The sequence below is a fragment of the Paenibacillus sp. 11B genome (assembly GCF_030487755.1).
Classification (GTDB): Bacteria; Bacillota; Bacilli; order Paenibacillales; family Paenibacillaceae; genus Paenibacillus; species Paenibacillus vandeheii.
In genome coordinates this window covers 244,498-269,568 of the sequence record NZ_JAUKNS010000001.1, presented here as the reverse complement: position 1 = coordinate 269,568, position 25,071 = coordinate 244,498, and the positions used below count along the sequence as shown (strand labels likewise).

20 protein-coding genes and 1 pseudogene are annotated in these 25,071 nt (G+C 45.2%); 16 read left to right on the top strand and 5 right to left on the bottom strand.

Features of this window, described 5'->3' with window-relative positions; all coding sequences use genetic code 11:
• Positions 1 to 28: 28 nt before the first annotated feature.
• Positions 29 to 2,050 (bottom strand): ATP-dependent DNA helicase, encoded by a 2,022-nt coding sequence (locus Q0V21_RS01155; protein WP_301877172.1) that lies wholly within the window; start codon positions 2,048 to 2,050, stop codon positions 29 to 31.
• A 193-nt stretch (positions 2,051 to 2,243) separates the two neighbouring features.
• Here Q0V21_RS01155 and Q0V21_RS01150 point away from each other — a divergent pair, with 193 nt between their 5' ends.
• Together Q0V21_RS01150 and Q0V21_RS01145 are read left to right on the top strand one after the other, a co-directional pair.
• Positions 2,244 to 4,496 (top strand): glycoside hydrolase family 3 N-terminal domain-containing protein, encoded by a 2,253-nt coding sequence (locus tag Q0V21_RS01150; protein WP_301877171.1) that lies wholly within the window; start codon positions 2,244 to 2,246, stop codon positions 4,494 to 4,496.
• Between the two features lie 266 nt (positions 4,497 to 4,762).
• Positions 4,763 to 5,887, top strand: a complete 1,125-nt coding sequence (locus Q0V21_RS01145) for a phosphotransferase enzyme family protein (protein WP_301877170.1) — start codon at positions 4,763 to 4,765, stop codon at positions 5,885 to 5,887.
• Between the two features lie 94 nt (positions 5,888 to 5,981).
• Here Q0V21_RS01145 and Q0V21_RS01140 read toward each other — a convergent pair whose 3' ends face one another.
• Positions 5,982 to 6,833 (bottom strand): helix-turn-helix transcriptional regulator, encoded by an 852-nt coding sequence (locus Q0V21_RS01140; protein ID WP_079349737.1) that lies wholly within the window; start codon positions 6,831 to 6,833, stop codon positions 5,982 to 5,984.
• Positions 6,834 to 7,010: 177 nt separating this feature from the next.
• Between Q0V21_RS01140 and Q0V21_RS01135 the strand changes: the two genes are divergently transcribed.
• On the top strand, positions 7,011 to 8,417 hold the full coding sequence (locus Q0V21_RS01135) for a family 4 glycosyl hydrolase (protein ID WP_079349096.1): 1,407 nt from the start codon (positions 7,011 to 7,013) through the stop codon (positions 8,415 to 8,417).
• A gap of 163 nt (positions 8,418 to 8,580) precedes the next feature.
• Here Q0V21_RS01135 and pdxR read toward each other — a convergent pair whose 3' ends face one another.
• A complete protein-coding gene (gene pdxR, locus Q0V21_RS01130; protein WP_301877169.1) occupies positions 8,581 to 10,059 on the bottom strand; it encodes a MocR-like pyridoxine biosynthesis transcription factor PdxR in 1,479 nt (492 codons plus the stop codon).
• Positions 10,060 to 10,192: 133 nt separating this feature from the next.
• On the opposite strand from pdxR, the gene pdxS reads away from it, so the two are divergent.
• The 9 genes and pseudogenes from pdxS (at position 10,193) to Q0V21_RS01085 (ending at position 18,726) form a co-directional block, all read left to right on the top strand.
• A complete protein-coding gene (gene pdxS, locus Q0V21_RS01125; protein ID WP_024633266.1) occupies positions 10,193 to 11,074 on the top strand; it encodes a pyridoxal 5'-phosphate synthase lyase subunit PdxS in 882 nt (293 codons plus the stop codon).
• A gap of 282 nt (positions 11,075 to 11,356) precedes the next feature.
• A pseudogene (locus Q0V21_RS01120) lies at positions 11,357 to 11,568 on the top strand (phage tail protein); the annotation flags it as partial.
• A 33-nt stretch (positions 11,569 to 11,601) separates the two neighbouring features.
• On the top strand, positions 11,602 to 11,997 hold the full coding sequence (locus tag Q0V21_RS01115; RefSeq protein WP_024633267.1) for a VOC family protein: 396 nt from the start codon (positions 11,602 to 11,604) through the stop codon (positions 11,995 to 11,997).
• A 257-nt stretch (positions 11,998 to 12,254) separates the two neighbouring features.
• Entirely contained in the window at positions 12,255 to 12,584 is a 330-nt protein-coding gene (locus Q0V21_RS01110; RefSeq protein ID WP_079349093.1) for a PadR family transcriptional regulator, read from the top strand.
• A gap of 14 nt (positions 12,585 to 12,598) precedes the next feature.
• Positions 12,599 to 12,727 (top strand): hypothetical protein, encoded by a 129-nt coding sequence (locus Q0V21_RS01105; protein ID WP_301877168.1) that lies wholly within the window; start codon positions 12,599 to 12,601, stop codon positions 12,725 to 12,727.
• 257 nt (positions 12,728 to 12,984) lie between these two features.
• Entirely contained in the window at positions 12,985 to 13,725 is a 741-nt protein-coding gene (locus Q0V21_RS01100) for a LytR/AlgR family response regulator transcription factor (protein WP_301877167.1), read from the top strand.
• 1 nt (position 13,726) lies between these two features.
• Positions 13,727 to 15,025, top strand: coding sequence for an ATP-binding protein (locus tag Q0V21_RS01095; RefSeq protein ID WP_301877166.1), 1,299 nt, complete (start codon positions 13,727 to 13,729; stop codon positions 15,023 to 15,025).
• A 117-nt stretch (positions 15,026 to 15,142) separates the two neighbouring features.
• On the top strand, positions 15,143 to 17,194 hold the full coding sequence (locus Q0V21_RS01090) for a serine hydrolase domain-containing protein (protein WP_301877165.1): 2,052 nt from the start codon (positions 15,143 to 15,145) through the stop codon (positions 17,192 to 17,194).
• 185 nt (positions 17,195 to 17,379) lie between these two features.
• Positions 17,380 to 18,726 carry an FAD-binding oxidoreductase gene (locus tag Q0V21_RS01085; protein WP_301877164.1) on the top strand — a complete coding sequence of 449 codons (1,347 nt, stop codon included), beginning with the start codon at positions 17,380 to 17,382 and terminating at the stop codon, positions 18,724 to 18,726.
• Positions 18,727 to 18,853: 127 nt separating this feature from the next.
• Here the strand turns inward: Q0V21_RS01085 and Q0V21_RS01080 are convergent, their stop codons facing one another.
• Positions 18,854 to 19,753, bottom strand: coding sequence for a LysR family transcriptional regulator (locus tag Q0V21_RS01080; protein WP_301877163.1), 900 nt, complete (start codon positions 19,751 to 19,753; stop codon positions 18,854 to 18,856).
• Between the two features lie 163 nt (positions 19,754 to 19,916).
• Here Q0V21_RS01080 and Q0V21_RS01075 point away from each other — a divergent pair, with 163 nt between their 5' ends.
• From Q0V21_RS01075 to Q0V21_RS01060, 4 genes are read left to right on the top strand one after another with little or no spacing between them, the layout of a single operon-like run.
• On the top strand, positions 19,917 to 21,020 hold the full coding sequence (locus tag Q0V21_RS01075) for an ABC transporter substrate-binding protein (protein ID WP_301877162.1): 1,104 nt from the start codon (positions 19,917 to 19,919) through the stop codon (positions 21,018 to 21,020).
• Positions 21,021 to 21,032: 12 nt separating this feature from the next.
• On the top strand, positions 21,033 to 22,781 hold the full coding sequence (locus Q0V21_RS01070; protein WP_301877161.1) for an ABC transporter permease: 1,749 nt from the start codon (positions 21,033 to 21,035) through the stop codon (positions 22,779 to 22,781).
• Between the two features lie 17 nt (positions 22,782 to 22,798).
• Positions 22,799 to 23,884: an ABC transporter ATP-binding protein gene (locus Q0V21_RS01065; protein ID WP_079349085.1), complete on the top strand. Its 1,086-nt coding sequence runs from the start codon at positions 22,799 to 22,801 to the stop codon at positions 23,882 to 23,884.
• Positions 23,877 to 24,539: a metallophosphoesterase gene (locus Q0V21_RS01060; RefSeq protein WP_301877158.1), complete on the top strand. Its 663-nt coding sequence runs from the start codon at positions 23,877 to 23,879 to the stop codon at positions 24,537 to 24,539. The genes Q0V21_RS01065 and Q0V21_RS01060 overlap by 8 nt, the downstream gene beginning before the upstream one ends.
• A 98-nt stretch (positions 24,540 to 24,637) precedes the next feature.
• On the opposite strand, the gene Q0V21_RS01055 is transcribed toward Q0V21_RS01060, so the two are convergent.
• Entirely contained in the window at positions 24,638 to 24,964 is a 327-nt protein-coding gene (locus Q0V21_RS01055; protein ID WP_079349083.1) for a cupin domain-containing protein, read from the bottom strand.
• Positions 24,965 to 25,071: the final 107 nt, after the last annotated feature.

Below are 25,071 nucleotides of genomic sequence, written 5' to 3'. Positions count from 1 at the left end.
ACAGTTTTATAATTTGATTGTTCCATTTTCAATCCGTACGTCGTATCCCCTTTTTTTGAACAAACTTCTCCAAAACCGAAAAATCCTCTGTTACTTTTTTGAACGGTAATGTTTCCAGCACCTGTTTCCGGTAACTCTTTTTTGCCCCTGCGCTAAGTCGGGAGTCCAGTATGCTGAGTATGCCAAGGTCCGTTTCACTGCGAATCAGACGACCGGTTCCTTGCCGTAACCGGAGCAGCATGTCCGGTACAAACACCTCCATAAACGGATTCTCCGTTACAGATGCCTTATATTCATAAATGGGATCCGAAGGAACAGGGAAGGGCAGACGGAAAATAACGACCTGCGACAGGTCGGGACCCTCGATATTCACGCCTTCCCAGAATACACCGGTACTTAGGAGTACACCTTTGCTTTCCCTGAATTCGGCGATGACACCGTCCTGGGAAGATCCCTCTTTTTGAACATGGACTGTCCATGTATACTCATTAGTTCTTGAAACCAACTGCTTATGAATGTACTTCATGTCCTCCTTTGCTGAAAAAAGGACGATTGTTCTTCCTTGTGTTAAATTACAGAGTTGAACCAGTTCTTTGTAGGCTGCTTCAAGATAGTTTTCGCGCTGTTCATGGTGGTAATAAGGAACTTTGTTCGAGATGTACATCATGGCATGGTTGGTGTAGTCAAAAGGGGAGGATTTGCGATCCAAAAAATCACCCTTATAACCGAGGGATTGCGTCATATAAGAGTACTGTTCCTCCAGCGTTTCCCCGCCTTGGCAAAGTGTTGCCGACGTTAGGATAACAGGCGCCTTGCCATTAAATAAAGCGTACTTCAGAAATTGGCTTATATCTTTGGGACAAATACTGATCATGGCTACTCCAAGAGGACTGCTTGCCCATATGAGATAGTTGTCCTCTATTTCAGCCAAGACATTTATGAGGGTAATAAGCCCGTTTATGGCTTCAAAAGCGTCATCAATCTCCCGCTCGTGGCGGGAGGTCAAAATGGAAAGGCGAAGACTGAGATCTTTCAAATCGTTCGAGACTTGGTTTAACGGTATACCCTTGATCTCGGATACTTTTATACGGTCGCTATCCTGTTTGGCATGGTGGAGCAGGTCCGCGTTTATCTGTTTAAAGATACGCTGGGCGCAGTTTTTTATGAACTTGGATTGTGAAAAGAGACTTTTATCCCCGGACTGCTTCGTGAGAAGCTGCACAGTGGTATCGAGAGTGCGGCAGACGCCCCGATAAGTGAACTCGAGCGTTCTGGCATCTCGAACTTTTGCTTCCAGATTATGTGCTTCATCAATGACGATGAGAGCAGGCTGTTCCGAGATGATGCTTCTGTTTCCTTCTTTTTTCTTCATCAAATCCCGTATGAGCAGGTCCTGGTTCACGATAATAAAATCAATCTCGTGAGCCTTTGCATTCAATTTGGCTCTCATATCGTAAAACAAGCAGCCATTTTTATGATGACAACGTTCATATTGGCAATCATTCACGGAAACATTGGACCACTCGGCATCGCGAATTCCACCTTTAATATCCGCTCGTTCATCAATTTCATAAGCTAAAACGCGCTGGGCAAGGGTAGACAATGAGGAGTTCGGATCATCTGGCCTGAACAATTCCGCCGCTCTGCTTCGGCAGGCATACTGGGCCATGCCTTTTCCCACGACGGAGCGAACCGTTGTGAATCCCAACCGGCTGCCAATTACCCTTAAATCTTTATGTATCTGTTCCGACAGTTGAATGGAGGATGTAGCTATAATGACCGGTTGATGGGACATTTGATTCGTGAGCAGGCTTGGTATCAGGTACCCAAAAGACTTGCCGATTCCGACACCGGCTTCGATCATGGCGTTACGTCCATGGATATAAGCATCGGCTATATCGAGAGACATTTCTTGCTGTCCGATTCGCTCTCTAAGTCCAATCCGTGGAAAGCGGTCATACACCCGAAAGATGGCATCAACCAAAGAACGTTCGAGGTCCTTTTTCGACTCACGCTTCTGTGATGTATAGAGTTCATTCAACCAATTCATAATGATCACCTCACTCCCAAATGTAAAATGAACCTGTATGGATATTTTTAGTGAAACCTTAATTATCTTTGAAGCTGCCATGACAGTCAAGTATTCATAAGGAGGCTACAGGAAATAAAATGTATATACGCAACAAAATGTATATCGGAAGCGTCTAATTATCTTACATAAAACAGCAGCAGGAGTGAGATAGATGCAACTGAAAATGATGACAATATGTGGTGCTGTTCTCGGTTCTTTGCTCATATGGGCAGGAAGTGCAGCTGCGGAAGAACGTTTTAATGATCTGCAGCATTCAAAGTGGGCAGAAAACGGCATAGAGTATATGGCCAAACGGGGAACAGTCGCAGGATACGGCAATGGGAAATTTAAGCCCGAAGGGTTGGTAACAAGAGCACAAGCCGTCACTTTTCTGGTACGTGAGCTTTATCCAGAACAGTTAGAGAAACCGGTGGAGGGCACGACATATTCGGATGTTCCAACAACACACCCCTTCTATCGAGAAATAACTATAGCTGCAAAAAACGGGCTAGCTAGCGGGTTGCCAGGTGGCACCTTCCTTCCAGATAAATCGCTTAGTCGCGCTGAGACCGCGGTATTCCTTACTCGCGCGTACTCACTTTCGGAAGGCAAACAATCCGCCCATTGGTCAGATACAGAAAAACATTGGGCAGCAGCACCTATTCTCATCATGAGCTCGAACGGTTTGGTCGGCGGATATTCGGATGGCACCTATCGTCCGAATCAGACGGTCACGCGGGCCGAATATGCCGTATTTATGTCACGAGTGATTCGGTTCGAACGCCAAGCTGCGATACAGTCCCAAGATTGGGATAAGCTAATTTCATATATGACGGTTAGCGAGCAAGTCGGCCAAATGCTCATGCCTGATATTAGGCAATGGAATGGTAAAGCGACCACGACTGTTCATGATGGGCTGAAAGATATCATCCACGATCAAGATTTGGGCGGACTTATTCTTTTTGACAAAAATATTGTAGACACTAGGCAAGTCATGACATTCACGAACGCTCTGCAAACAGAAGCAGGGGACATACCTATGTTTCTTGGCATTGATCAAGAAGGAGGCGTTATTCAGCGAATCCCAGGTGGAACCAATTTGCCGGGTCAAATGGCTCTTGGTGCAGCCGGAGACACAACGCTGGCCGAAGCGGCTGGAAAACTGACGGGGGAGGAGCTGAAAGCACTTGGACTGAACATTAATTTTGCGCCAGTGCTCGACATTAACAGCAATCCGGACAATCCGATCATCGGTATGCGGTCGTTCGGCTCGAATGCGGATTTGGTAACGCGGATGGGTCTCGCAACCATAAAAGGACTACGACAATCAAACGTAATCGCGGCGGTCAAGCATTTCCCAGGGCATGGGGACACGATGGTAGACTCCCATCTCGGAATGCCGGTGCTGACACATAACCTTGAGCGGCTGAATTCGGTAGAGTTAAAACCATTTCGGGCTGCGATCGAGAACGGTGTGGAGATGATCATGACCGCGCACATTGCTTTCCCTGCCATAGATAACGAACAAGTCATTTCGCTCAAAGACGGTAGCAGCGTGCCGATACCTGCTACGTTATCCCATAAAGTATTGAATGGACTGCTTCGTGAAGAGATGGGATATGAAGGTCTCATCATTTCCGATGCGTTCACCATGAAGGCAATTGCGGAGCATTTCGGTGAAAATAAAGCGGTAGAACGTGCAGTCTCCGCAGGTGTGGATATTGTACTTATGCCGCAAGATTCGGCTGCCGCACATCAAACCCTAGTGAATGCTGTGGAGGGTGGGACGGTTCCGATCGAAACTGTGCATGCGTCCGTAAAGCGTATTTTGGAGTTGAAATCGAAATATGGTTTATTTGAACGCAGCGAAAGTCTTTCACATAAGTTAGCCAAGCTTAACACGGTCATTGGATCTGAGGAGCATCGCACGGTGGAGAGCAACATTGCAGAACGAGCGGTCACATTATTGTCCAGCCGTGACGGCGTGCAACCAGATCAACTTCATCAAGGAGACAGGGTGGTTATTGTCGCAGCTGAGGAAGAACAGGCGAAGCAGCTCGAGAAGCAACTGAAGCAAGCCTCAAATAGCCTGTCGTTAAAGACGGAGATTTCCATTATCGGACAAGGCAAAACGAATGAGGCGGTTGCGAAGGCGGATTACGTTATCCTGGCCTCCTATCAGTTCCGTAACGTGGCAAGTCAGTTCGGATGGAACGCTTATCAAACCTTGATCGATGCGATGAATAGTCGTAATCAGAGGTACACGCTTTTATCGCTCGGTAATCCGTACGAGATGATTTATTTGCAGAACGTGCGCTCTGCACTGGCCGTTTATGGCAAGCAGGAGCCCAATACAACAGCCGGGATTAACGTACTGGTTGGCAAAAAGGAAGCTGGAGGAATCTTGCCCGTGAAAATGGAGTAAGCAAAGTTAGTAATTAAAAGAATACGGATTCCAACTTAGGGAATCCGTCTTTTTAGTCTTTTGATTTTGATCTCTGGTTTAATCGGTTGTTGGAATAGAAGGTGTATTATCCAATGGGAAAACGGTTTTGTGACATCTCCTCTGGATTAATATGGAATTGTAGGATAAGATTTAACCATCTGAACAAAAAGGAGCGAATTTCAATGACTAACAAGGTGATTGTGCTTTAGGTTCACAGAAGGATATTTGCGTAACAGGGATTCCTTTTGTGGACATTGCAGTGCGGGAAACCGTCCCATCAATGTTTACTGGAGGAGATCATTATTAACTTTAACGAGGCTGTTAACATCGGTAATACGCATGTACTGGCTAGAGTATCCGAATTGTTCGAATTGGAAGGCTACGAGATTCAGCTTGTTCCTCCTCTTGAGGGAGGACGCAATATCATTTACACCTGTGAGCAGGAGGAGTGTAAATCGCTCATTCTCCGAATTTCATTCTTGCCTGACAGAAACCGCGAAGATTACATTGCCGAACTGGAATATGTCCAGTATCTGTTTGATCATGGAGCCAGCGTTTCGAATGTAGTGAGTTCCAAGAAGGGCAATCTGCTGGAAGAGATTACTAATGATCATTATACCTTTTTTGTCAGCCTGTTTAACATGGCCAAGGGCAAGATGCTAGTAGAGAACAATTATCAGTACCGGGAAGGCGTTCCAATTACCGAGCACTATTATAATTGCGGTAAAGTCCTGGGGAAAATGCACAAAATATCAAAAGGGTATACTCCCGTCCATCGCCGGCATCATTTATTTGATAATTACAAGGGTGAATATATCGATAACATGATACCTGAGTCATTCTCTCCGCTTAAGGAGAAGATGGTCGAGCTCCTGAATACCTTAAAAGGGTTGGATACAAACCAGGAAACATTCGGGATGATCCATTTCGATTATAACGATGGGAATTACTCAATCGATTTTGATACCGGCCAAATCACGGTGTATGATTTTGATAATTCATGCTTCGGCTGGTATATGTATGATCTGGCAGATCTATGGACACACGGTGTGGGCTGGATACAATTTGAACCTGACGCCGATAAACGCAAAGCGTTCATGGATCATTATTTTGAAACCGCCCTCGCGGGTTATACTTCCGAAACCAAAATCGAAGATTCGATGATGGAGAAGCTGCCTTTATTTATTCAAGTGACCCTCTTGGAGAATATTTTAGGTCAATTTGAGGAAATGCAGCGTACCGACGAAGAACCGGAAGCTGACGAACAACTGTTGTATCTCATTAAATGTCTGGAAGAGGACATAGCGTACAAGGGATTTTTCCATGACATGTATTCGAGTGAAGCACCTTTTACGTATGAGGAACGCTGAAGAGACATACACCTGAAACATGAATAACCCATGACTAATCAAGTGTGGAGGCAGCCGGCATAGACCGGTTGCCTCCATGTTTGTCTACGACACGCTATTCAAATTTGGATGGAGGCACGTTGTAAAATTTTTTGAATGCTTTGGAGAAGGTGAAGGGATCGGGATAGCCCAGAAATCCGGCAATCTGCTGGATCGTATAATTTTTCTCATACAGATAATCACGTGCCCGGTTCATCTTGATTTGATTGATGTACTGTCCCGGCGTAATACCCAGAATTTTCTTGAACAAAGAAATGAAATATTTCTCAGAGACACCTGCAATGGCTGCTAGCTCGTTAACTCGGATGACACGGTGCAGATTCGCATCCACGTATGGGAATACGTTCTGCAGAACCTCCAGACTTCCTTCCGTCTTCCTCGGTTTTCGGTCTTTTAGAAATTCACCGTTATACAGACCTTGCCCGTGAAGCTCCAAAATTTTTGCAATAACGAGAAGCAGAGAAGCCTTCAAGTAGAGCGGACTTCCGGAAGCGCCGCTTTCCTGTTTGAGCCTTCGATAGGACGAGGTGAACTGCGTGGATTCCTCCCGAACCAGGTTGCCTGGTACGATGCCTGGCAGTTGAAATTCGCCCAGAATTCGCTTTTGCTCAGCGATGCTGAAATCAAAGTGCATGTATACGAATCGGCACAGCTCTCCGGTTGTGGAAGCAATATAGGGCATGTCCGGATAAAAAAACACGACGTCACCCGGGGCCGCCATATGTTCTATCCCATCGATGGTAATCTTGACGGAGCCTGCTGTAATGAACCACAGATCATAATCGGAATGTGACTTGTGCTCCATCCAATTGCTGTCGTGAGTTTGTTCCAAATAAGAGCTCATGCGAAGTGTGATATACTCCGAAAGTTCTTCGATTATACTCATATTCACGGTCCCTGCATGCATATGATTCAACTCATTCCTCTCCACTTTGTGACATCCTTCGGTTTTAATCTAATATAATCAAGAGTTTATCTCTTATTAATGATCGTACCATATGACATGTTTTGAAAACTATCACCCATTCCGATCTCAGGCCACTCACCTATAATGAACGTATATCGTTAAGAGGAGGGGTTTGTAATGAATGGTACCAACATACAACACCCAAAGGTAGTCGTTATTGGAGCGGGCAGCCTGTTTTTCGGTCGTCAATCCATCTGGCAGATGGTTCACTCACCATACTTGAACCAGGGAACTTTGGCTTTAGTGGATACGGATGAAGAGCGGCTTTCAAAAATGGTAAGCCTGGCAGAGATGGTCGCGCGGGAGAACAATGTATCCTTAAAGATTGAGGGCTCGGTGGACCGGAGACAAGTGCTGCCGGGAGCTGACTTCGTTGTGCTTAGCTTTGCAGAGCAATCCGTCAAATACCGGGGAATGGACTGCCAAATCTCTCTAAAGTACGGCATTCGCATGTGCTCCGGCGATACAATTGGCCCGGGTGGAATCTTTAGGGCCATGAGAGAGCTCCCGGTCATTATGGAATGTGCCAGAGACATTGAAGAGCTATGCCCTGATGCCTGGGTGATTAATTATATTAACCCGTCTACCGTTCATGGCATTGCGTTACATCGTTATGCACCGAAGCTAAAATCGTTTGCGCTGTGTGATAGTCATCATATGCCGCATAAGAAAGCCTATTACGCTGTACGAGCAGGCATCATCCAAGAGACAGGTGAGTTCACCCATGAGATCGACCGGAAATTTGATTTCCGTATCGCAGGCGTCAATCATTTCACTTGGCTGCTCAAAGCGGATTTCGAAGGGGAAAATGTGATGCCCCTAATCGCGGAAGCCATGCGCAAAATGGCTGGTGATGAGAACAACGGCGGTGATCGCGGTGCAAAAGCTATTTTTAATGATGCCATTACCTATGAGCTGTATGACATTTTCGGAATCATTCCCACTTGCACGGCGCATACGAAGGAATACATTCGGTATTGGCAAGGTCTCGGCAAAACTACAGACCCGATCCCGCCACTATCCATCTGGGAGACAGAAGACAGGTACCAGCGTCACAACGAAATGTGGCGTCAAGTGGATGACTTTCTTGCCGGAAATGTCCCGATTGCCGATTACATGAGCACCTTTGGCCCGGATCATGCGACTGATATCATAGAGAACATGGTAGGGAATTTGGGGAAGAAGTTTTTCATCAATACACTTAATCAAGGTGCGGTAACCAATATGAATTCCGATTCGTTCCTGGAGCTGCTGTGCGACGTGGACATGGATGGAGTGAAGCCAGTTCCTGTAGGCGAGATGCCGCGCGGAATAAGAGGTATGCAAGAGCTTGTATTGGATACGCATGAGCTTACGGTCGAAGCTGTTTTGGAACAGAGCTACGAGAAGCTGAGAAGGGCGATGCTCACCGATCCGCTTGTGAATTCCATCAGTGACGCGGACAAGATCATTCATGAATTGTTGGAACTGGAGCGGGATATGATCCCAGACGTCTGGTACAAGGACAGACTGCAGTATAGCTAAGGAATAGGTAACGATCCAAAGACCACGTTGTTTCCTTGCCAAAGGGTAACGTGGTCTTTGATTTTATTATGAGTCCTTAGTCCACACCATTGCTGGCCAAATATGCGTTCGGTGTGTACATTAGCTAATGTTCAGTTTGGAAAGACGAGAGAGGCGAGGTACCTCATAATGGAGCTGTGACAGCATTTTTTAATTTGGATACGCCATTCTGTAACTGAACTTCTGACAAATGTGCAAATGATAAATATATACCATACTTCGTACCTTCAGGTGTTGAACTGCTGACTTCTGAATATACAACCCCTTCTGATCTGGCTGATGCGCGAAAGGTTTCATAAGTGGACGCATCACCTCGCCACCAGCCAAACACGTGAAGACCCGCTTCATTTTCCACCCAATCAAACCATGTCGAGAGCTGCTGGTTCAATAGTGTGAGTAAAAGATGAAATTTGCGACTGTATAGACGATTCATTCTGCGCAGATGACGCTCATATTGACCGCTTGTCATGAATTCAGCTAATGCCCGTTGCTCGATCAGATTGACGGGTCTTGGCTCGTATAATGCTTGTGCCTTTCTAAAAGTGTCTGCCAAGGTGGGGGGAAGGACCACATAACCAAGTCGTACTTCAAGAGGCAAGGTTTTCGTGAAGCTGCCAAGGTAGATTACACGCCCCCCTTTATCGAGTGTTTTCAGAGGTTCAACATGCATCCCGCGATATCGGAATTCACTATCATAATCATCCTCGACAATCATAGCGTCATGACGATGTGCCCAGTCCAGCAAGGTTTGTCTGCGTTCCAGACTAAGCATTTCGCTAGTAGGAAATTGTCTTGAGGGCGTCACAAACAACATACGCGCTTCCCAGTTTTGGGGTACAAGTCCCTGACCATCAAGATTGGCTTCAATCAACTTTGCGCCCGCAGCTGTAATCGCTTGAGAAATCCCGACATAACAAGGACTTTCCGTAACCACATGATCCCCGTGATCTGCAAGTAATTGAGTGAGTAGAGCTATAGCTTGCATAGAGCCTGCAGTCACTGCGATATGACCCGCATCGACTTGAATCCCCCGCATCCTCCGAAGGTAGGCAGCAATCGCTTCTCTCAATTTCGGCTCCCCTGTTGAACTAACATAAGCAGAGGTTGTATTCATGTGATGCTCACGATGTCGTATCTCTGCATACAGTCGATTGTTCCATTCATCATAAGGAAATTTGGATAAATCAGGCTGATATTTGCTGAAATCTATAACTGCGTCGCTCTCTATTCTGGCATCGGTTGTTTGAGCATTTCTTAGAGTCGTCTGCTGTTCAAACTGCTGAATACGATTTCCCCAGGCGGATAAGTGATGGGTACAAGCTTTTTCTGTGGAAGAATCTTTGCTCAAATCCAACTGATAAGCAACAAAGGTTCCTCTTCCATGCTCTGAATGAAGGTAACCTTGAGCAGTCAACGTATCATATACCTGATTCGCTGTTCCTCGGGAAATGTGATACGTCGCAGCTAACTCTCTTGTAGAGGGTAACTTCTCGCCATATGCGAGATTACCTTCATGAATAGCATCACGAATCGCATGATAAAGAGCCTTCATCTTGGTATATGGTCGGTTCAAATATGAACTGTAAGCTACATGAAATTGCATAGGTCCTCCTATGGTCGTTTGAAGTGGTACAATAAAAACCGAAAATATTGGATCTTTTTAGTTGTCCATTCTCATTTTATACTAAATTATAGATTGAAGTGAAACAAAAAAAGTAATTAGGAGGAATACAAATATGCAAACAGGTACAGATCGTGTAAAAAGAGGAATGGCTGAGATGCAAAAAGGCGGCGTCATCATGGACGTCATGAATGCAGAACAAGCTAAAATTGCTGAAGCATCAGGAGCAACAGCTGTTATGGCTCTTGAGCGGGTACCCTCTGATATTCGCGCAGCCGGCGGTGTAGCTCGCATGGCAGATCCAACCATCGTTGAAGAGGTTATGAAGGTTGTGTCTATTCCAGTTATGGCCAAGGCTCGTATCGGTCATTACGTAGAAGCCAAAGTGCTTGAATCTCTAGGGGTAGACTATCTTGACGAAAGTGAAGTTCTGACGCCTGCAGACGAAGTGTTCCATATTGATAAGCATGAGTTCACTGTACCATTTGTATGTGGAGCCAAAGATTTGGGAGAGGCTATTCGTCGTATTGGCGAAGGTGCATCGATGATTCGTACAAAAGGTGAGCCTGGAACAGGCAATATTGTTGAGGCCGTTCGTCATATGCGTCTGATTAACAGCCAGATTCGCAAAGTGCAAAACATGTCCAAGGACGAGTTATACGCTGAAGCCAAAAATCTGGGCGTAGCTTACGAACTACTGCGCGAAGTTCATGAAAATGGAAAGCTTCCTGTCGTTAACTTTGCAGCAGGCGGTGTAGCTACTCCAGCAGACGCAGCACTAATGATGCATTTGGGAGCAGACGGCGTGTTTGTAGGATCTGGTATTTTCAAATCAGATAACCCTGAGAAATTCGCTCGTGCAATCGTTGAAGCTACAACACATTACACAGATTACAAACTGATTGCCGAAGTATCCAAAAACTTGGGCGCTCCTATGAAAGGGATTGAAATTTCCAAATTAGCTCCAGAAGAGCGTATGTCCAACCGGGGTTGGTAAGAGTGAATAGAACAGCTTTTTAAAGTAGTGTTATGATTCTGCACAGTGCGGTAAATGAGCATTGAGCTTAAATAGAGTATAAATAGATATTAGACAAAGCCGATCAGTGGAGCAAATTGATCGGCTTTGTTGTTATTTTTGACAATAATGAATTGAAAAGGGAGAGGTTTAAGTTGATATAGCGCATGATGATATTAATCCGTTCCACTTTTTTCATTGTGCCCCTAAACAGTATCATATTTTGACATGATTTAAGGTTATTATAAACCCATCAAGTAGACAATTAAATTTTCCTATGTCTTTTATGAAGATGGTCTTGGTCTCAATGTCATGTATACTGTTGATGACCCTAAGAAGCGGGCCGTAGGTTTTAAGCTTTCTGAGGGTATGGAGGTACCAAAGGAGTTAGAAGGGAAGTTTAAGTTTGCCAGACAGAAATCTAAATTAGCTGGAACCATTCGGGGCTCGTTTTTGTAATTAAAGGAGCGTATTAAAGTAAACAAAAGTGTATGAGAAGGGGTATACCTATGAGAACATTAGGGTCAATGAATGTTGATGTTATAACGTTGTTTGTGGAGGACTTGCCTAAGGTGAGGGCATTCTATCAAGACGTATTCGGAATGTCCGCTGTATATGAAGACAATGTTTCTGCCGTATACAACTTCGGAAATATGAGTATTAATCTCCTGAATATCTCCGAAGCACATGGTCTGATCCATCCTGGAACAGTCGCAAGTCGAGAATCCGGATCTCGTTTCCAGTTTACCATCCGAGTGGAAGATGTGGATGCAGTGTGTAACGAATTGAAATCACATGGCGTTGCTCTGCTTAACGGTCCAGTGGATCGGCCTTGGGGAGTACGTACGGCCGCCTTCACAGATCCGGCAGGACATGTCTGGGAGATTGCGCAGCAATTAACGTAGAGATAATGTATGGACATTAACTTATATTCATAGCTGATCAGATGATGTGTCTAATGTTGATTAACACGAGATAAGTCGACAAGAGTATACACGATCAAAAGCCGCATTGTTGCGGCTTTTTTGAGTTTTAACGCTATATGTCCTTGTCCAAACCGTACAGACAAACACAGAAGTGCATTCAACATAGTAGTATAATTAAAACACTACCTTTACAGACACAGTAGTGTATCGTATGATGCAGATGTGGAGGTGCTTACATGAGCGATAACAAAATCACATCCGACCTGCTGCGCGGCCATACCGACACAATGATTTTACGACTTTTATCCGAAGCTGACCGGTACGGCTATGAAATTGTCAAGCTGATTGGCCAGCGCTCGGGTGGAGAGTATGAATTAAAAGAAGCCACGATGTACTCCAGCGTACGTCGGCTTGAAGCCGACGGTGATATCGAGTGGTATTGGGGCGATGAATCTCAGGGCGGACGGCGTAAATATTTTAGGATTACTGAAAAGGGCAAATTGGCTTATGCTCGCAACAAAAGCAACTGGGAGTATGCAAAGCGTGTGCTTGAAAATTTATTATAAGGAGAGTTGATGTGATGAATGACAAATTGAACAACTATTTGAACGGCGTGTTCGCACCGTACGATGGGGTAAAAGTGTATTGGGATTTTGCTCGTAGCGTACTTTTTTGCAATGAGGGCGTACAAAAAGGGAATATGAACTAACTAAGGAAGCATTTAAAAGAAAACGCCAAGCTGGGGACATAATCGCAGGCTTGTGTTGAGGGGCAAAGAAACATTATCCCATTAAAAGTCGCTATTTTAGCGGCCTTTTTGTTTTATTGGGATACGTTCTTATGGGTCCAGCATTTTAGGGTCTGAATAATGCATTTCATCCCATATTCGCTCCGAAACCTATGATAAAATAGTATATTCGAGAGTGAAATTCAGAGTCGATGTCAATGAAAGGCGGATGTTCAGACATGTTCAATGTTGCAATCTGTGATGACGAGGAGAAACAAAGAGAACTTGTGAAAACGATGCTGATCTCCTTATCTCTAAAAACGAATATTGATTTCCAAGTTACCTTATTTACATCCGGTGAACAGTTGGTCTCACACTATAAAAACGTGGGGGACACGTTTCATATTCTCATCATGGATGTGGAGATGAGCGGAATGAACGGAATTCAGACAGCCAAAGAAATCAGGAATATGAAGTATCTGGATGTGCAAATCATGTTTCTGACCAGCTACCCTGAGTATATGGTAGAGAGCTTTGATGTGGTGACGTTTCAATACCTGATCAAACCGATCAAGCCACAGATCTTCGAGGAGAAAATGATTAAGCTGTGTCAATATTTTAAAGCGTTGGACAAAAAGTATGTACTCATCAAGTCAGACTATGAAGAACTTCTGTTGAAATACGATGATATTCTCTGGATTGAGGTCATGAAGAGTTTAACAGTCAAGAACAAATTGAAATTTGTGACCCAGGAAAACTCGCATGAGAGCAAAGGCATTCTATCCAGTTATGCCGCCGCCCTGAAAGACCATGGTTTCTTGCAAATTCATCGCTCGATTATGATTAACCTGCTGCATGTTCAGAAGTTTGTCGGGACCCGGGTCGTCATGTTGAATGGAACCGAATTGCCCATAGGCCGCTCCAAAGTGAAGGAAGTCAAGGATGCCTATACGAAATATATGATTATGAGGATTCAATGATATGGATATTTATGTGATCTTGTCTTTCATCGTCGTTCCCTTACTTATGGCATTCCAGGTGAATTTTTATTTTGATTCAGTTCTGGGTAAGTCCAAACGAAAACCACACAGGGCAATCTATTTCATTGTATTTGTCGTAGTGGGGTATTTCTATTTGGCATCTTCATTTTCACCTGTCGTTTCGTCCGCCGTTGCTTTGTTATTTATCTTCAGTCTGGCGCAATCCTATGAGGTGGAATTCATACTTAAACTTGCTTTTACCATCCTGTATGCCGTACTACTCACAACGGTTAATTACATTGCTATATATATTATAGGGGTACTGGACTCCAAAGATTACAGCATATGGGATCATTTCAATGTGGAGCATCATTGGGAACTCTTCAAAGTGATGCTGCTTGGTTGCAGCATTATGTTCATTGTCACCCTGATTGTGCGTTTGATTGCCAAACGCAGAAGTTTTGCTGTGCACTATCGTTATTATTTCTTGTTTCTGATCGTACATACCATTACGATATATCAGATCAATGTGGCCTCAGCTTATAGTGAAAAAAATATCTATTATGTCGTTTCCGTGCTAGGCTCCCTTTTTCTTAATGTGTTCATTGTATATGTAATCGATAATATGGTAGAAAAGGTACAGCTTGCCCATGAAAATGCCCAGTTTCAGCGTCAGATGGATTATCAGGATGCCAACTATGAGAAGACGGTACACAGTTTCAAAAACATTAAAAGCATCATCCATGATATCAACCAGCAGTTTCTGTACATTGATGAATGTATCAAACGCAACGAACTGTCCGCAGCAGGTGATCATATCAAACTCACGTTGAATAAGATTGAAGGAGCGTACCAGCGGGTGAACTCCGGCAATCTCGTTATCGATGCTCTTGTTACGAATATCATTGCAATTGGGCAGGCAAACGGAATCAAGATCGATACCCGGATTGGGCTTCACTCGCAACATATCCACATTGATCGTTATGATCTGTGCGTTGTGCTTGGTAACATGCTGGATAATGCCATTGAGGCTTCCAAGAAAGTCAGACTTGCCGAAGACAGGTATATGCTGATCGCGATTCACTCCACAGCGTCTGCGCTCGTCATCCAGATTATGAATCATGTGGAACAAAAACTGACTCACTTCAAGAGTGAGAAGCCCAATTCGGAGTATCACGGGATCGGCCTAACCAACATATCCAGAATGTGCGAAAAGTATGGTGGACATATGAGTATCGAGAATCATCAACGGTCATTCAATAACATGGTCGTGCTTCCTTTTAACATAAACAGTCGCTGAACATACCGTTCGGGGATTGTTTTTTTCCATTCAGGGTCTTTTATCGTTCCATTTATTTCTTCTCCGATATGATGAATGCAATCAGATGAGCAGCATCATAAAGGAGGAAGTTATTAGATGAAAAAACTGATCAGTATGTTATGTACGGCTGTGCTTGTGGTCACACCGATGACTCATGCCATGGCAGAGTCGAACAAGGGCTCAACAATTGAAGTTCAGACCAACAAGATCGCCACAGAGATGGTGCAGAATTATGGTGTCACAGGTTTGCAATATGCCATTATGGATGAAGGAAAGATTATTTTGTCCGACAGTGTTGGATTCCACGACAAGGCATCCCAGACACCCATAGACAAGGATACGATGTTCGGAATTGGTTCAGTTAGCAAAATGGTAGTCACGGCTGCCACCATGATGCTGGTTGATTCCGGTAAGGTGGATCTGGATCAGCCCCTCACTTCGTATATTAAAGATTTTGAAATGGCGGATGCCCGATATACCCAAATAACGCCACGCATGCTTATGAACCATTCTTCCGGACTCTATGGTACCCATTATGGAAACAGTATGTTATTTGACGATACCGATACCCGTAATCATGACGAATTACTGCTCAAATTAAAGTCAGAGCAACTGAAATCGAACCCGGGAGCCTTTTCTGTATATTGCAATGATGGTTTCCAGCTCCTTGAAATATTGGTTGAACGGGTAAGTGGACTAAGCTACAGCGAATTTATTGCCAAGTTCATCAGCGATCCGTTACAGCTGGAAGCAACCAAGACACCACTCGATTCGTTTGATAGAGAACGATTATCTGAAACCTATTGGCCTACAATTGAAACGAAACTGCCTGTCGAAAATGCCAACATCTTTGGTGCAGGTGGAATCTACTCGACCGCAGAAGACTTAAGCCGATTCGCTGAGGTATTGATAGGAAACAGACCGGAAATACTGTCCACATCCTCGGCAGAGTCCATGCAAAATGATGAGTATCGTCGGGGAATATGGGTGTCTGAAGAGAGAAATACCTTCAACTATGGCCTTGGATGGGATGCCGTTTCGCTTGCACCGTTTAGCGATTACGGCATTACTGCACTTTCCAAAGGTGGAGACACCATGTTATATCATGCATCGTTAATAACTATACCTGAGCATGATATTTCGATGGCTGTTCTTTCTTCGGGTGGGTCTTCCATCTACAATCAGATGTTTGCCAGTAAAGTTCTGCTGGAGGTTCTTGAGGATCAAGGCATCATCGACGAGATAGAGCCCGATCAGACATTCACACCACCTGTCAAAGTGAAGATGCCCACGGATCTGGCGGCATACTCCGGCCTCTATGGGACGGTAGGCACAACCCTGGATATAGAGGTTAAGGATGGTGAGATCACACTTCCAGCCATGCAGGGAGGACTTATCCCGGGGCAGAATTACGTGTACACTGGTGAAGGACAATTTACGAGTAGTGACGGAAGTGTGAAAGTCAGCTTTGAGAAGGAAAGTAACGACAAGATAAATATTAAAGTTCTGGCGAACATAACGTTGCCTGGATTAGGCCAAACGGTGATGAACACATATGATTATCAAAAATTGGATCATCATTCGCTAGATCCGGCAACGAAAGAGAAATGGAAGGCTCGAAACGGCTCGAAATATTACGCGCTGGATGAAAAAATAACGTCGATCTTCTATCTGGTTCCAACCATGCTGATCAAAAATCTGTCGGTAGATGCAGAGAACGGGTATGCGAATGGCACCCGAGTTGTTGACCCGGACAATGCAGTGAATGTTGCCCAGATTCCTGTGATGAACGGAAGAGATGCGTTCGATCTGCACTTCCGTACGAAGAATGAAACGGAGTACTTAATTCAGGATGGACAAGAGTACATTGCGGAGAATGCGATTACACCCATCTTCGGTGGGAAAAAAGGAATCACCACCATCCCGTCAAACGGTCAAGCACGCTGGTATGCCATCGACGCCCGCTCAGCGAATAAATCGTTAAAAGTGGATTCCCCGGAGAGCGGAGGTTATGCGGTATATAACGACAAAGGTGAAGTGGTTCAATTTTCGAAAGCAACCAATCAACAATCAACGCTGCTTCCCAAAGGTGGTTTTATCGTATTTGGCGGTGAAGCCGGAGATATCTTCAAGATCCAACTAAAGTAAATGGTTTGGCAAAAGTGATTTCATTTGAAAATATCGGATCACGAGCTTACGTTGCTCGTGATCCGATATTTTCTTTTTTTTATACGCCCAAACTCATTATGATTCTCCTACATAGGTTATATGGAATCAGCCTAATTTGTTAATGAAAAGTATGTGTTTTCATTACTAAGGAGTTGGATAGAAGCGTGATTTCAAAAGTTAAGCTTACAGGGCGAGTGGTGTTTAGAGGTGATCCTGGTTATGAAGTAGCTCGGAAGAACTGGGATCCGCATACGGACAGATTTCCTAAGGTTTTTGTGTTCGCTCAAAAAACACAGGATGTTGCAAATGCCATAAGATGGGCACGCCAAAATAAGGTCCCTATTCGGCCGAGAAGTGGCAGGCATGCCCTAGAGCCCAACCTTTCACAAGTCAATGGAGGCATTGTCATCGACGTTAGCGAAATGAAGAGAATCAAGTTGAACAAAAAAAGCGGAACGGCCGTCGTTGAGACAGGTAATCGGGTAGGAAGACTCATGGATACGCTAGCTCGACAAGGATTTATGGCCCCATTTGGTGACAGCCCAACGGTTGGGATTGGTGGAATAACACCTGGTGGAGGGATTGGTCCACTGCAAAGGACAACGGGTCTCATCTGCGATAATCTAATCGAACTCGAAATGGTTGACGCTAAAGGGCGGATCATTCGGGCAAACAAAAAACAAAATTCTGATCTTCTGTGGGCTACACGTGGCGGTGGCGGTGGTAACTTCGGCGTATATACCAAATATAAATTCAAAGTGCGGCGCTCACCAGTCAAAGCTACTGTATTTAGTATCACTTGGCCATGGGAACAGTTCGAAAAAGTCGTTAAGAAATGGCAAGTGTGGGCGCCTAAGGCCAGCACCAAGCTGGGCAGTGAATTAAGTGTTGGTCCCAAAAAAGGCGGTAATGTTAGCATGCTAGGGGTATACCTCGGATCGAAGAGCGAAGCTCTCCGTCAGTTGGAGCCTATTCTTAGCGTAGGAACGCCTACTAAAAAAAGCATTCTGTATCTGCCATACAGGGCAGCGACGAAATTTCTGCTAGCCCCAGATCCTGTGCTCACCCAAAGATACAGCAACCAGTTTTCCAGTGGCTTTGGCAGACAGCCATTCCCGGATAAAGCCTTCAAAGTCATGCGCGAGTTTCTGGAAAAAGCAGAGGAAGGCACACCAGCCGGTTTCTATTTCCTTAACTGGGGCGGTGCTGTAAGTCGAGTCGCTCCTCAAGCCACTGCGTTCTATTGGCGAAAAGCTGAATTTTATGTTGAATGGAACAGCTCATGGGTGAAGCCATCCCATGCCGCTAAAAATATTGCCTTAGCTCGGAACACCAGAAAGAAACTACAGCCTTATATTGTAGGGTCCTACATTAACGTACCAGACCAAGGTATTAAAAATCCAGGGCCAACCTATTATGGTAAGAACTACCCGAGACTGCGGAAAGTAAAAGCGAAATATGATCCGAAAAATGTATTTAATAACCCGCAAAGCATTCCACCGGCTAAATAAAAAAAGGCAACGAATTCAAAATCAAAAGGGATAGCGGGCTAAAGGATTGTAATAAACTAAAATTTTCAAACCGTTAATTCTAAAAAAAAGGGTTAACGGTTTTTTTGTTGTAAGAGGAAACGAGGACTCATGTGTTTCGTTCGGAAAAGCTAGTGACTAACATGCGCCAAAACAGGCTTAAAGCTGGAGTAACCAGTTTATTGCGATGTCTTACCGCATAGATCGTTCTGACTGGAGTCCAGTCGGGAATGGGAATGGCTTTTAACTCTCCCTTTTGCAGTTCCTGAATAATCGAGGCTTCAGAAACCATACCGATGCCGAGATTAAGGCGTACAATGGATTTCAGTGCCTCGGAACCGGATATTTCAATAGCATGGGTAAACTGGACATCATGTTCATCTGCCCATTGATCTATTAGCTTACGACTACTTGAGCCCTCTTCATGGGCAACGAGCGGATATGACTGCAAATCCTTGGGCTGGACTAGAGTTTGATGAGCCAGCGGATGATCGGGATGGAAAATAATGACGAGATCATCTTTCATCAGCGGCTCAAAGATCAGATCAGCGTCATCCGGGGAAGTATGGGAGACGACACCCACATCCAATTCGAAATACTTTATTTTCTCCATGATGTAGCGTGCCGGTTTTACATCAAGACTCAGCAGCAGATTATGCTGCTGTTTGAATTCGGATAATAATACTGGAAGCATATATGTGGCCGGTGTGTGAGTGCTTCCGATCAGCAATCGACCAGCCGCGGAGCCCCTGTGGTCATCCAGAGTACGGAGCATTTCCTCATTCAGGGCTACAATCTGGGTGGCATAGTGATACAGAGCTTTGCCCGCTTCCGTCAATTTGATGACGTGATAGGTTTTGGTATGGAATAGAGCAACCCCTGCATCCTCCTGCAGCTTGTTCAGATGGAATGTCACTGTCGGTTGTGTGATATTCAACTTATGAGCGACTAAGTACAGCTTTTGCAATTCAACCACGTAGACAAACACCTTCAATTGCTGCAAATTCATCCTCTAACGACTCCTTTACGTCTTAAACATTGATATCATCTATTATATCATACAATACATTAATATCATTTAAATTAGCGTTTACTTTCCCCTAATATGAATCTCCAATAATAGCTTTAGGATAAAGAGAGGTTGAACAAGCAACATATTGAGGGGGAGAATTATGAAGAACATTTTGGGAAAAAGTTTAGGTTCAATGAGTTTGCTGCTTGTATTAATCACGGCAGGGTGCGGAGGAGGAACGGTAACAACGGGAAGTGGATCGTCTAATGGCGAAACTGCTGCACCTGTCTCGTCTACAGCTGTAAACAGCAGCACAGTTGAACGAGAAGAGGACACAGGAGAGAGCATCTATCTGTATGGAAATGACTTTGTTGATATTGTTGCACCCGAATTTGCCAAACAGACCGGATACAAAATCGAGGCTGTACATTACGGCGGCGGAGAGGCCTTGGCCAAAATTGAAGCCGAGCAAGGCAATCCGCAGTGGGATGTCGTCATGATGGATGGTCACGGATCGATTCGCAATCTGGCTGACAGGGGATTTCTGATGACGGATTGGACGCCTGAGAATATTGGCAATCTGACCGAATACGGCTCCTCCCTGGTTCCAGAGGATCACGCTTATACTCCAATCAGTATCCATGCATCAGCAGTTATCGCCTACAACACCAATCGTCTTACCAAGGAACAGGCGCCTAAGACCTGGGATGAGTTTTTTGAATACAAGGGCACAGCGGGTCAGGCTGATCCGGCTGTTGCGGCACCTGCATATCCGCTCGTTTCCGCACTGTTTTACAAGTGGGGCATCGATCAGGGCGAGCAAAAGTATGCACAAATGATGGGGAATGGTCTTAGAGTTTATCCCAAAAATGGTCCTCTGGGCAGTGCCCTTGTTTCAGGAGAAATCGATATTGCAGCATTGCAGGAGAGCAATGCATATGACCTGAAGTTGTCGGGGGAGCCCGTCGATCTAATCTGGCCGGAAGATGGTGCGCCGGGAAGTCTGCGTGTTGCTGCCATCAGTAAATACACCAAAAATCCTGCTGCTTCAAAGGCTTTTGTAGAGTTCATGCTCAAACCGGAAACACAGCAGATGTTAGCGTCCTTCGATTCATCTGACAGCTTCTTTACACCATTGGTTGAGGGAGTAGAAGCGAGGAAGGAACGGGAAACCAATGCAGAATTCATTCTTCCGCCAGCTGAATGGGCCGCCGAGCATGAGGTACAGATCAAAACCTGGTTTGCCGACCAGAATGTAAAATAAGAGGAATAACCTATGAAAAATTCCGGAACTCGTTGGGGAGTCGGCTCAGCTCTTCTGTTATTTATCATGATTTTTCTGCCGCTGCTTGCGGTTCTGTTGAACGCGGTTTTGCCAGGATTGTTTTTTGGCAACATACAATTTCAGGGCTTCGGATTGCTCGGGGAGATTTTACACCGTCCCTTGTGGCGCCAGTCGTTGTTTAACTCCTTGTGGCTTGGCATAGGAACAGCACTGCTGGGCACGTTGATTGGAGCTTCGTTAGCTATGGTAAGAGCACGCTGGAACTTTGCATCTGGACGTTTATTGGATGCCGGAGTCTGGCTGCTGCTCATCGCGCCCTCGTTCATGCTGGCCCAAGGGTGGGTGCTATTTGCTGGTGCCGACGGACTTGCCAGCCGATTACTGGGTATGAACTGGGTGACAGCTGCTCTGTTTCAACCATACGGGCTTATGGTCATCATGGCTCTGAGCAAATTTCCTCTGGCTTATCTGACGGTTCTTGCCGCTACCGAATGGAATGTCAGCCAGTATGGACATGCTGCCCGTTTAAATGGCGCACGCCCATGGACCGTATGGCGTACTGTGGAGCTGCCACTTGCAGCTCCTTCCATTGTAGCGGGAGCCACGCTGGTATTTATAGATACTGTCGGTGATTTTGGATTGCCGGCAGCATTGTCCACCGTCTACCGTTTTCCTACACTGACGTATTCAATCTATTCTGCTATCTATCAATCTCCTGTTCGATTTGACATGGCTGGGGTACTTGCTTTTTATTTGGTCGTCCTACTGGCAATCGCCATGACGGTACTCCTGTTGTCCCTGCGCAGGTCCAGGTTTGATTTTTTGAATGCCAGAGCGGTCAGAATGCTTAAAGTCAGACCGAAGAGAACAATCCTTGTAAATGCAGTGACCATTATATTTTTAATGATGAGTATCGGTATTCCGGTGGGCAGCAGTCTGTGCGTTTCCCTGATGAAAAAAGCGGGTAACGGATTGGTTCTGCAAAATTTGACCTTCGAGCATTATTTTTCTCTGTTTGCAGCGTCGTCCATGGATCACAAACAGCTCAGTTTTTTGGAAGGGATGCTTCATTCATTAACGATTGCTGCAATCGCGGCAGGCATTAGTATCATCATTGGATTTATCGTAGCTTATGTTCTTACATTTACGGAATTTAAAATGAAGATCTGGCTGCAGTTATTTTCAATCATATCGCTGGCTGTACCCGGGATTGTAATGGGTATTGGTTACATTTTCATTTGGAATCAAAAGTGGCTGGAAGCAGTCAATCTGCATCTCTATGGGACTCCCTCGCTGCTAGTGATCGCAGTTATTGCAGGCGCCATTCCGTATGCCGTACGTGTTCAGTTGGGATCTTTCGGCACAATCTCGTCTTCGATCCTGAATGCTGCAGCAGTACAGGGAGCAGGAACAATGGCCCGAATGTTGCACATTGTTCTTCCCTTGGTACGCAGATCATTGCTGCTTGCCGTCCTGACAGCTTTTGGCACAAGTGTATTTGATCTTGCTCTGACTTCAATGCTGCAGCCAGCCAATTATGTGCTGATGCCGCTTGTGATTGATCAAGCCTTTGAGTTTGGCCGTTACGGTTATGCAACCGCAGCAACTCTTCTCAGCGGAGGTATGGTTCTCCTAATCATTGTACTCACTCAATTGGCAGGAGAGGCCTTATTTAGATGGAGTGATCGCCGAGAGGGTAAAAGAAGCAACTTACAGGAAAGGCATACCCATACGGGATAACAAGGAGGCTTAACCATATGAATTCAATTCTTAAACTGGACGGGGTGCACAAATCCTTCGATAAACAGGTCGTGCTCAGGCCGCTGTCTTTTACCATGAATCACGGGGAGAGGATCTGCATTCTCGGCCCTTCGGGATGTGGAAAATCCACCTTGCTGCAACTGATTGCTGGACTGCTGAGGGTGGATGGAGGAAGCATTGAAATGGACGGAAAACGAGTGGACAGCCGCCAGCAGTATATCCCTCCTGAAAAGCGTCCCGTAAACATGGTGTTCCAGGATTATGCCCTGTGGCCTCATATGACGATTCGTCAGAATATCGAGTATGGCATGAAGCGGGGAAAAATCGACTCCATTACTCGTAATCAGCGACTGGATCGCCTGCAAGCGATGCTGCAGCTGGACGGGCTGCTGGACCGTCTGCCCTCCCAATGCTCGGGTGGGCAGCAGCAGCGCGCCGGAATGGCGCGAGCACTGGCAACGGAACCATCCATACTACTGATGGACGAGCCGTTATCCAATCTTGATGTGAAGCTGAGGACCGAAATGAGAAGTGAACTGGGCCATCTTTTGTCGGACCTGGAGACCACCGTGCTGTATGTTACCCATGACATGCTGGAGGCTTTTACTTTGGCTGACCGGATTTTGGTGCTGCGTGAAGGGAAAATCGATCAATATGCCGAACCTCAGCAATTATTTACCCGTCCGGCAACACCCTGGGTTGCCCGATTAATGGGTTACCATAACCGGCTTAACGGGATCTATACAATAGGAGCATCATCCGTAATGATTGCAGGCCAGTGTATAGGCGGGAAAATGATGGATCAAGGTGTGGGCGGACAGCAAGCGGTAATTATGCTTCATCCGGATCAATTAGCGCTTCGTGCAACAGAAGAGGAAGGAAATCATAATGAGATCAGAGGAACGGTTACACAAACTATTTTTGAAGGCATACATTGGAGAGTAATTATCGTTACAGAGGATAATCAACGTATCCATGCTTTTCATGTTGAACCTTTGGAACCGGGCTCGGCATGCTGGGTTCAATTTTCCCCCGAGCAAACCATGATCTACCGGGGAGGAGCACACACGGAAGATGAGTAGACTACTGGCCGTGTCTGATATACACGGACATGGACATCTTCTGGAGCAGCTGTTGGTTGCTTCAGGTTATAATTCTGAAAGGGACCGCCTCGTTCTTTTGGGAGATTACGTAAATAAGGGGCCGGATTCCTGGGGAACGCTCCAGTTGGTGCATGAGCTGACTAGAAAAGGGGCTGTTGCCTTACAGGGGAATAATGAACGCAAGTGGCTGCGTTCCATGCCGGATTCAATCCCAGCAAGCAACGATGAGATCACATCTGTTCGCCAATTTCTGGATCAAATGCCGTTATGGCATACATGTGATTCTTATTTGTTTGTACACGCTGGCATTCGTCCTGGAATCCCACTGGACCTTCAAACTGCTGAAGATCTGACGGAGATTAGACAACCATTTTTTGAAAGCCCGGTTAACCCTGAGTATACGATTGTATTCGGTCATACCTCGACGTACCGTTTTCTTGTTCCTCCATGGCAAATATGGGTCGGAGCAGGAAAGATAGGAATTGATACAGGTGCGGGTCACGGATATTATGTCAGTCTGATTGATCTTACACATCGGTTACAATGGTACGTTTCTGTCCATTCCCCCTCCATAATCAGGTGTACTGTCATCCCCGGCTCTTCCGACCTGGAAGACAAGAGTTTATATTCATAGCTTTTTCATAGCTTTCAACTTAAAGCCGTCAGAAACGTATTCCATGGATCTTGCAACTTGATCCATGGAATGTTTAATTTAAATTCAAATCTGAGAAGTTATGTGGCCGTGTTTACTTCGCTTCTAGGCTCCATCAACATGATATGACATTCCTTTTCGGAGGAAGGCTTGATTTCGAGTCCTTTCGGGACAATAAACATCTCATCCTTGGAAATTCTCACTTGACCATCACGAAGATCAATGATCATTTCACCTTCGATCACAAAAAATAACTTATCGGTTTCGTGATGAACGTGCCATTCATATTCCCCAGTAATCTTAACGATTTTAAATTGGTAGTCATTCATTTCACCAATTAATTTCGGTGACCAATGATCGTTTAATTTAGATAGTTCTTCACTTAGTTTAATCGCTTGGTAATGGATAGTAATCCCTCCTTGTTTGGCTGACTACAACATCTAGCATGATGTTTTATTTGGCCTGCCGTAAGTATACTCATTTAATGATTTGTTTAAAATGGATGCCTGTTGAA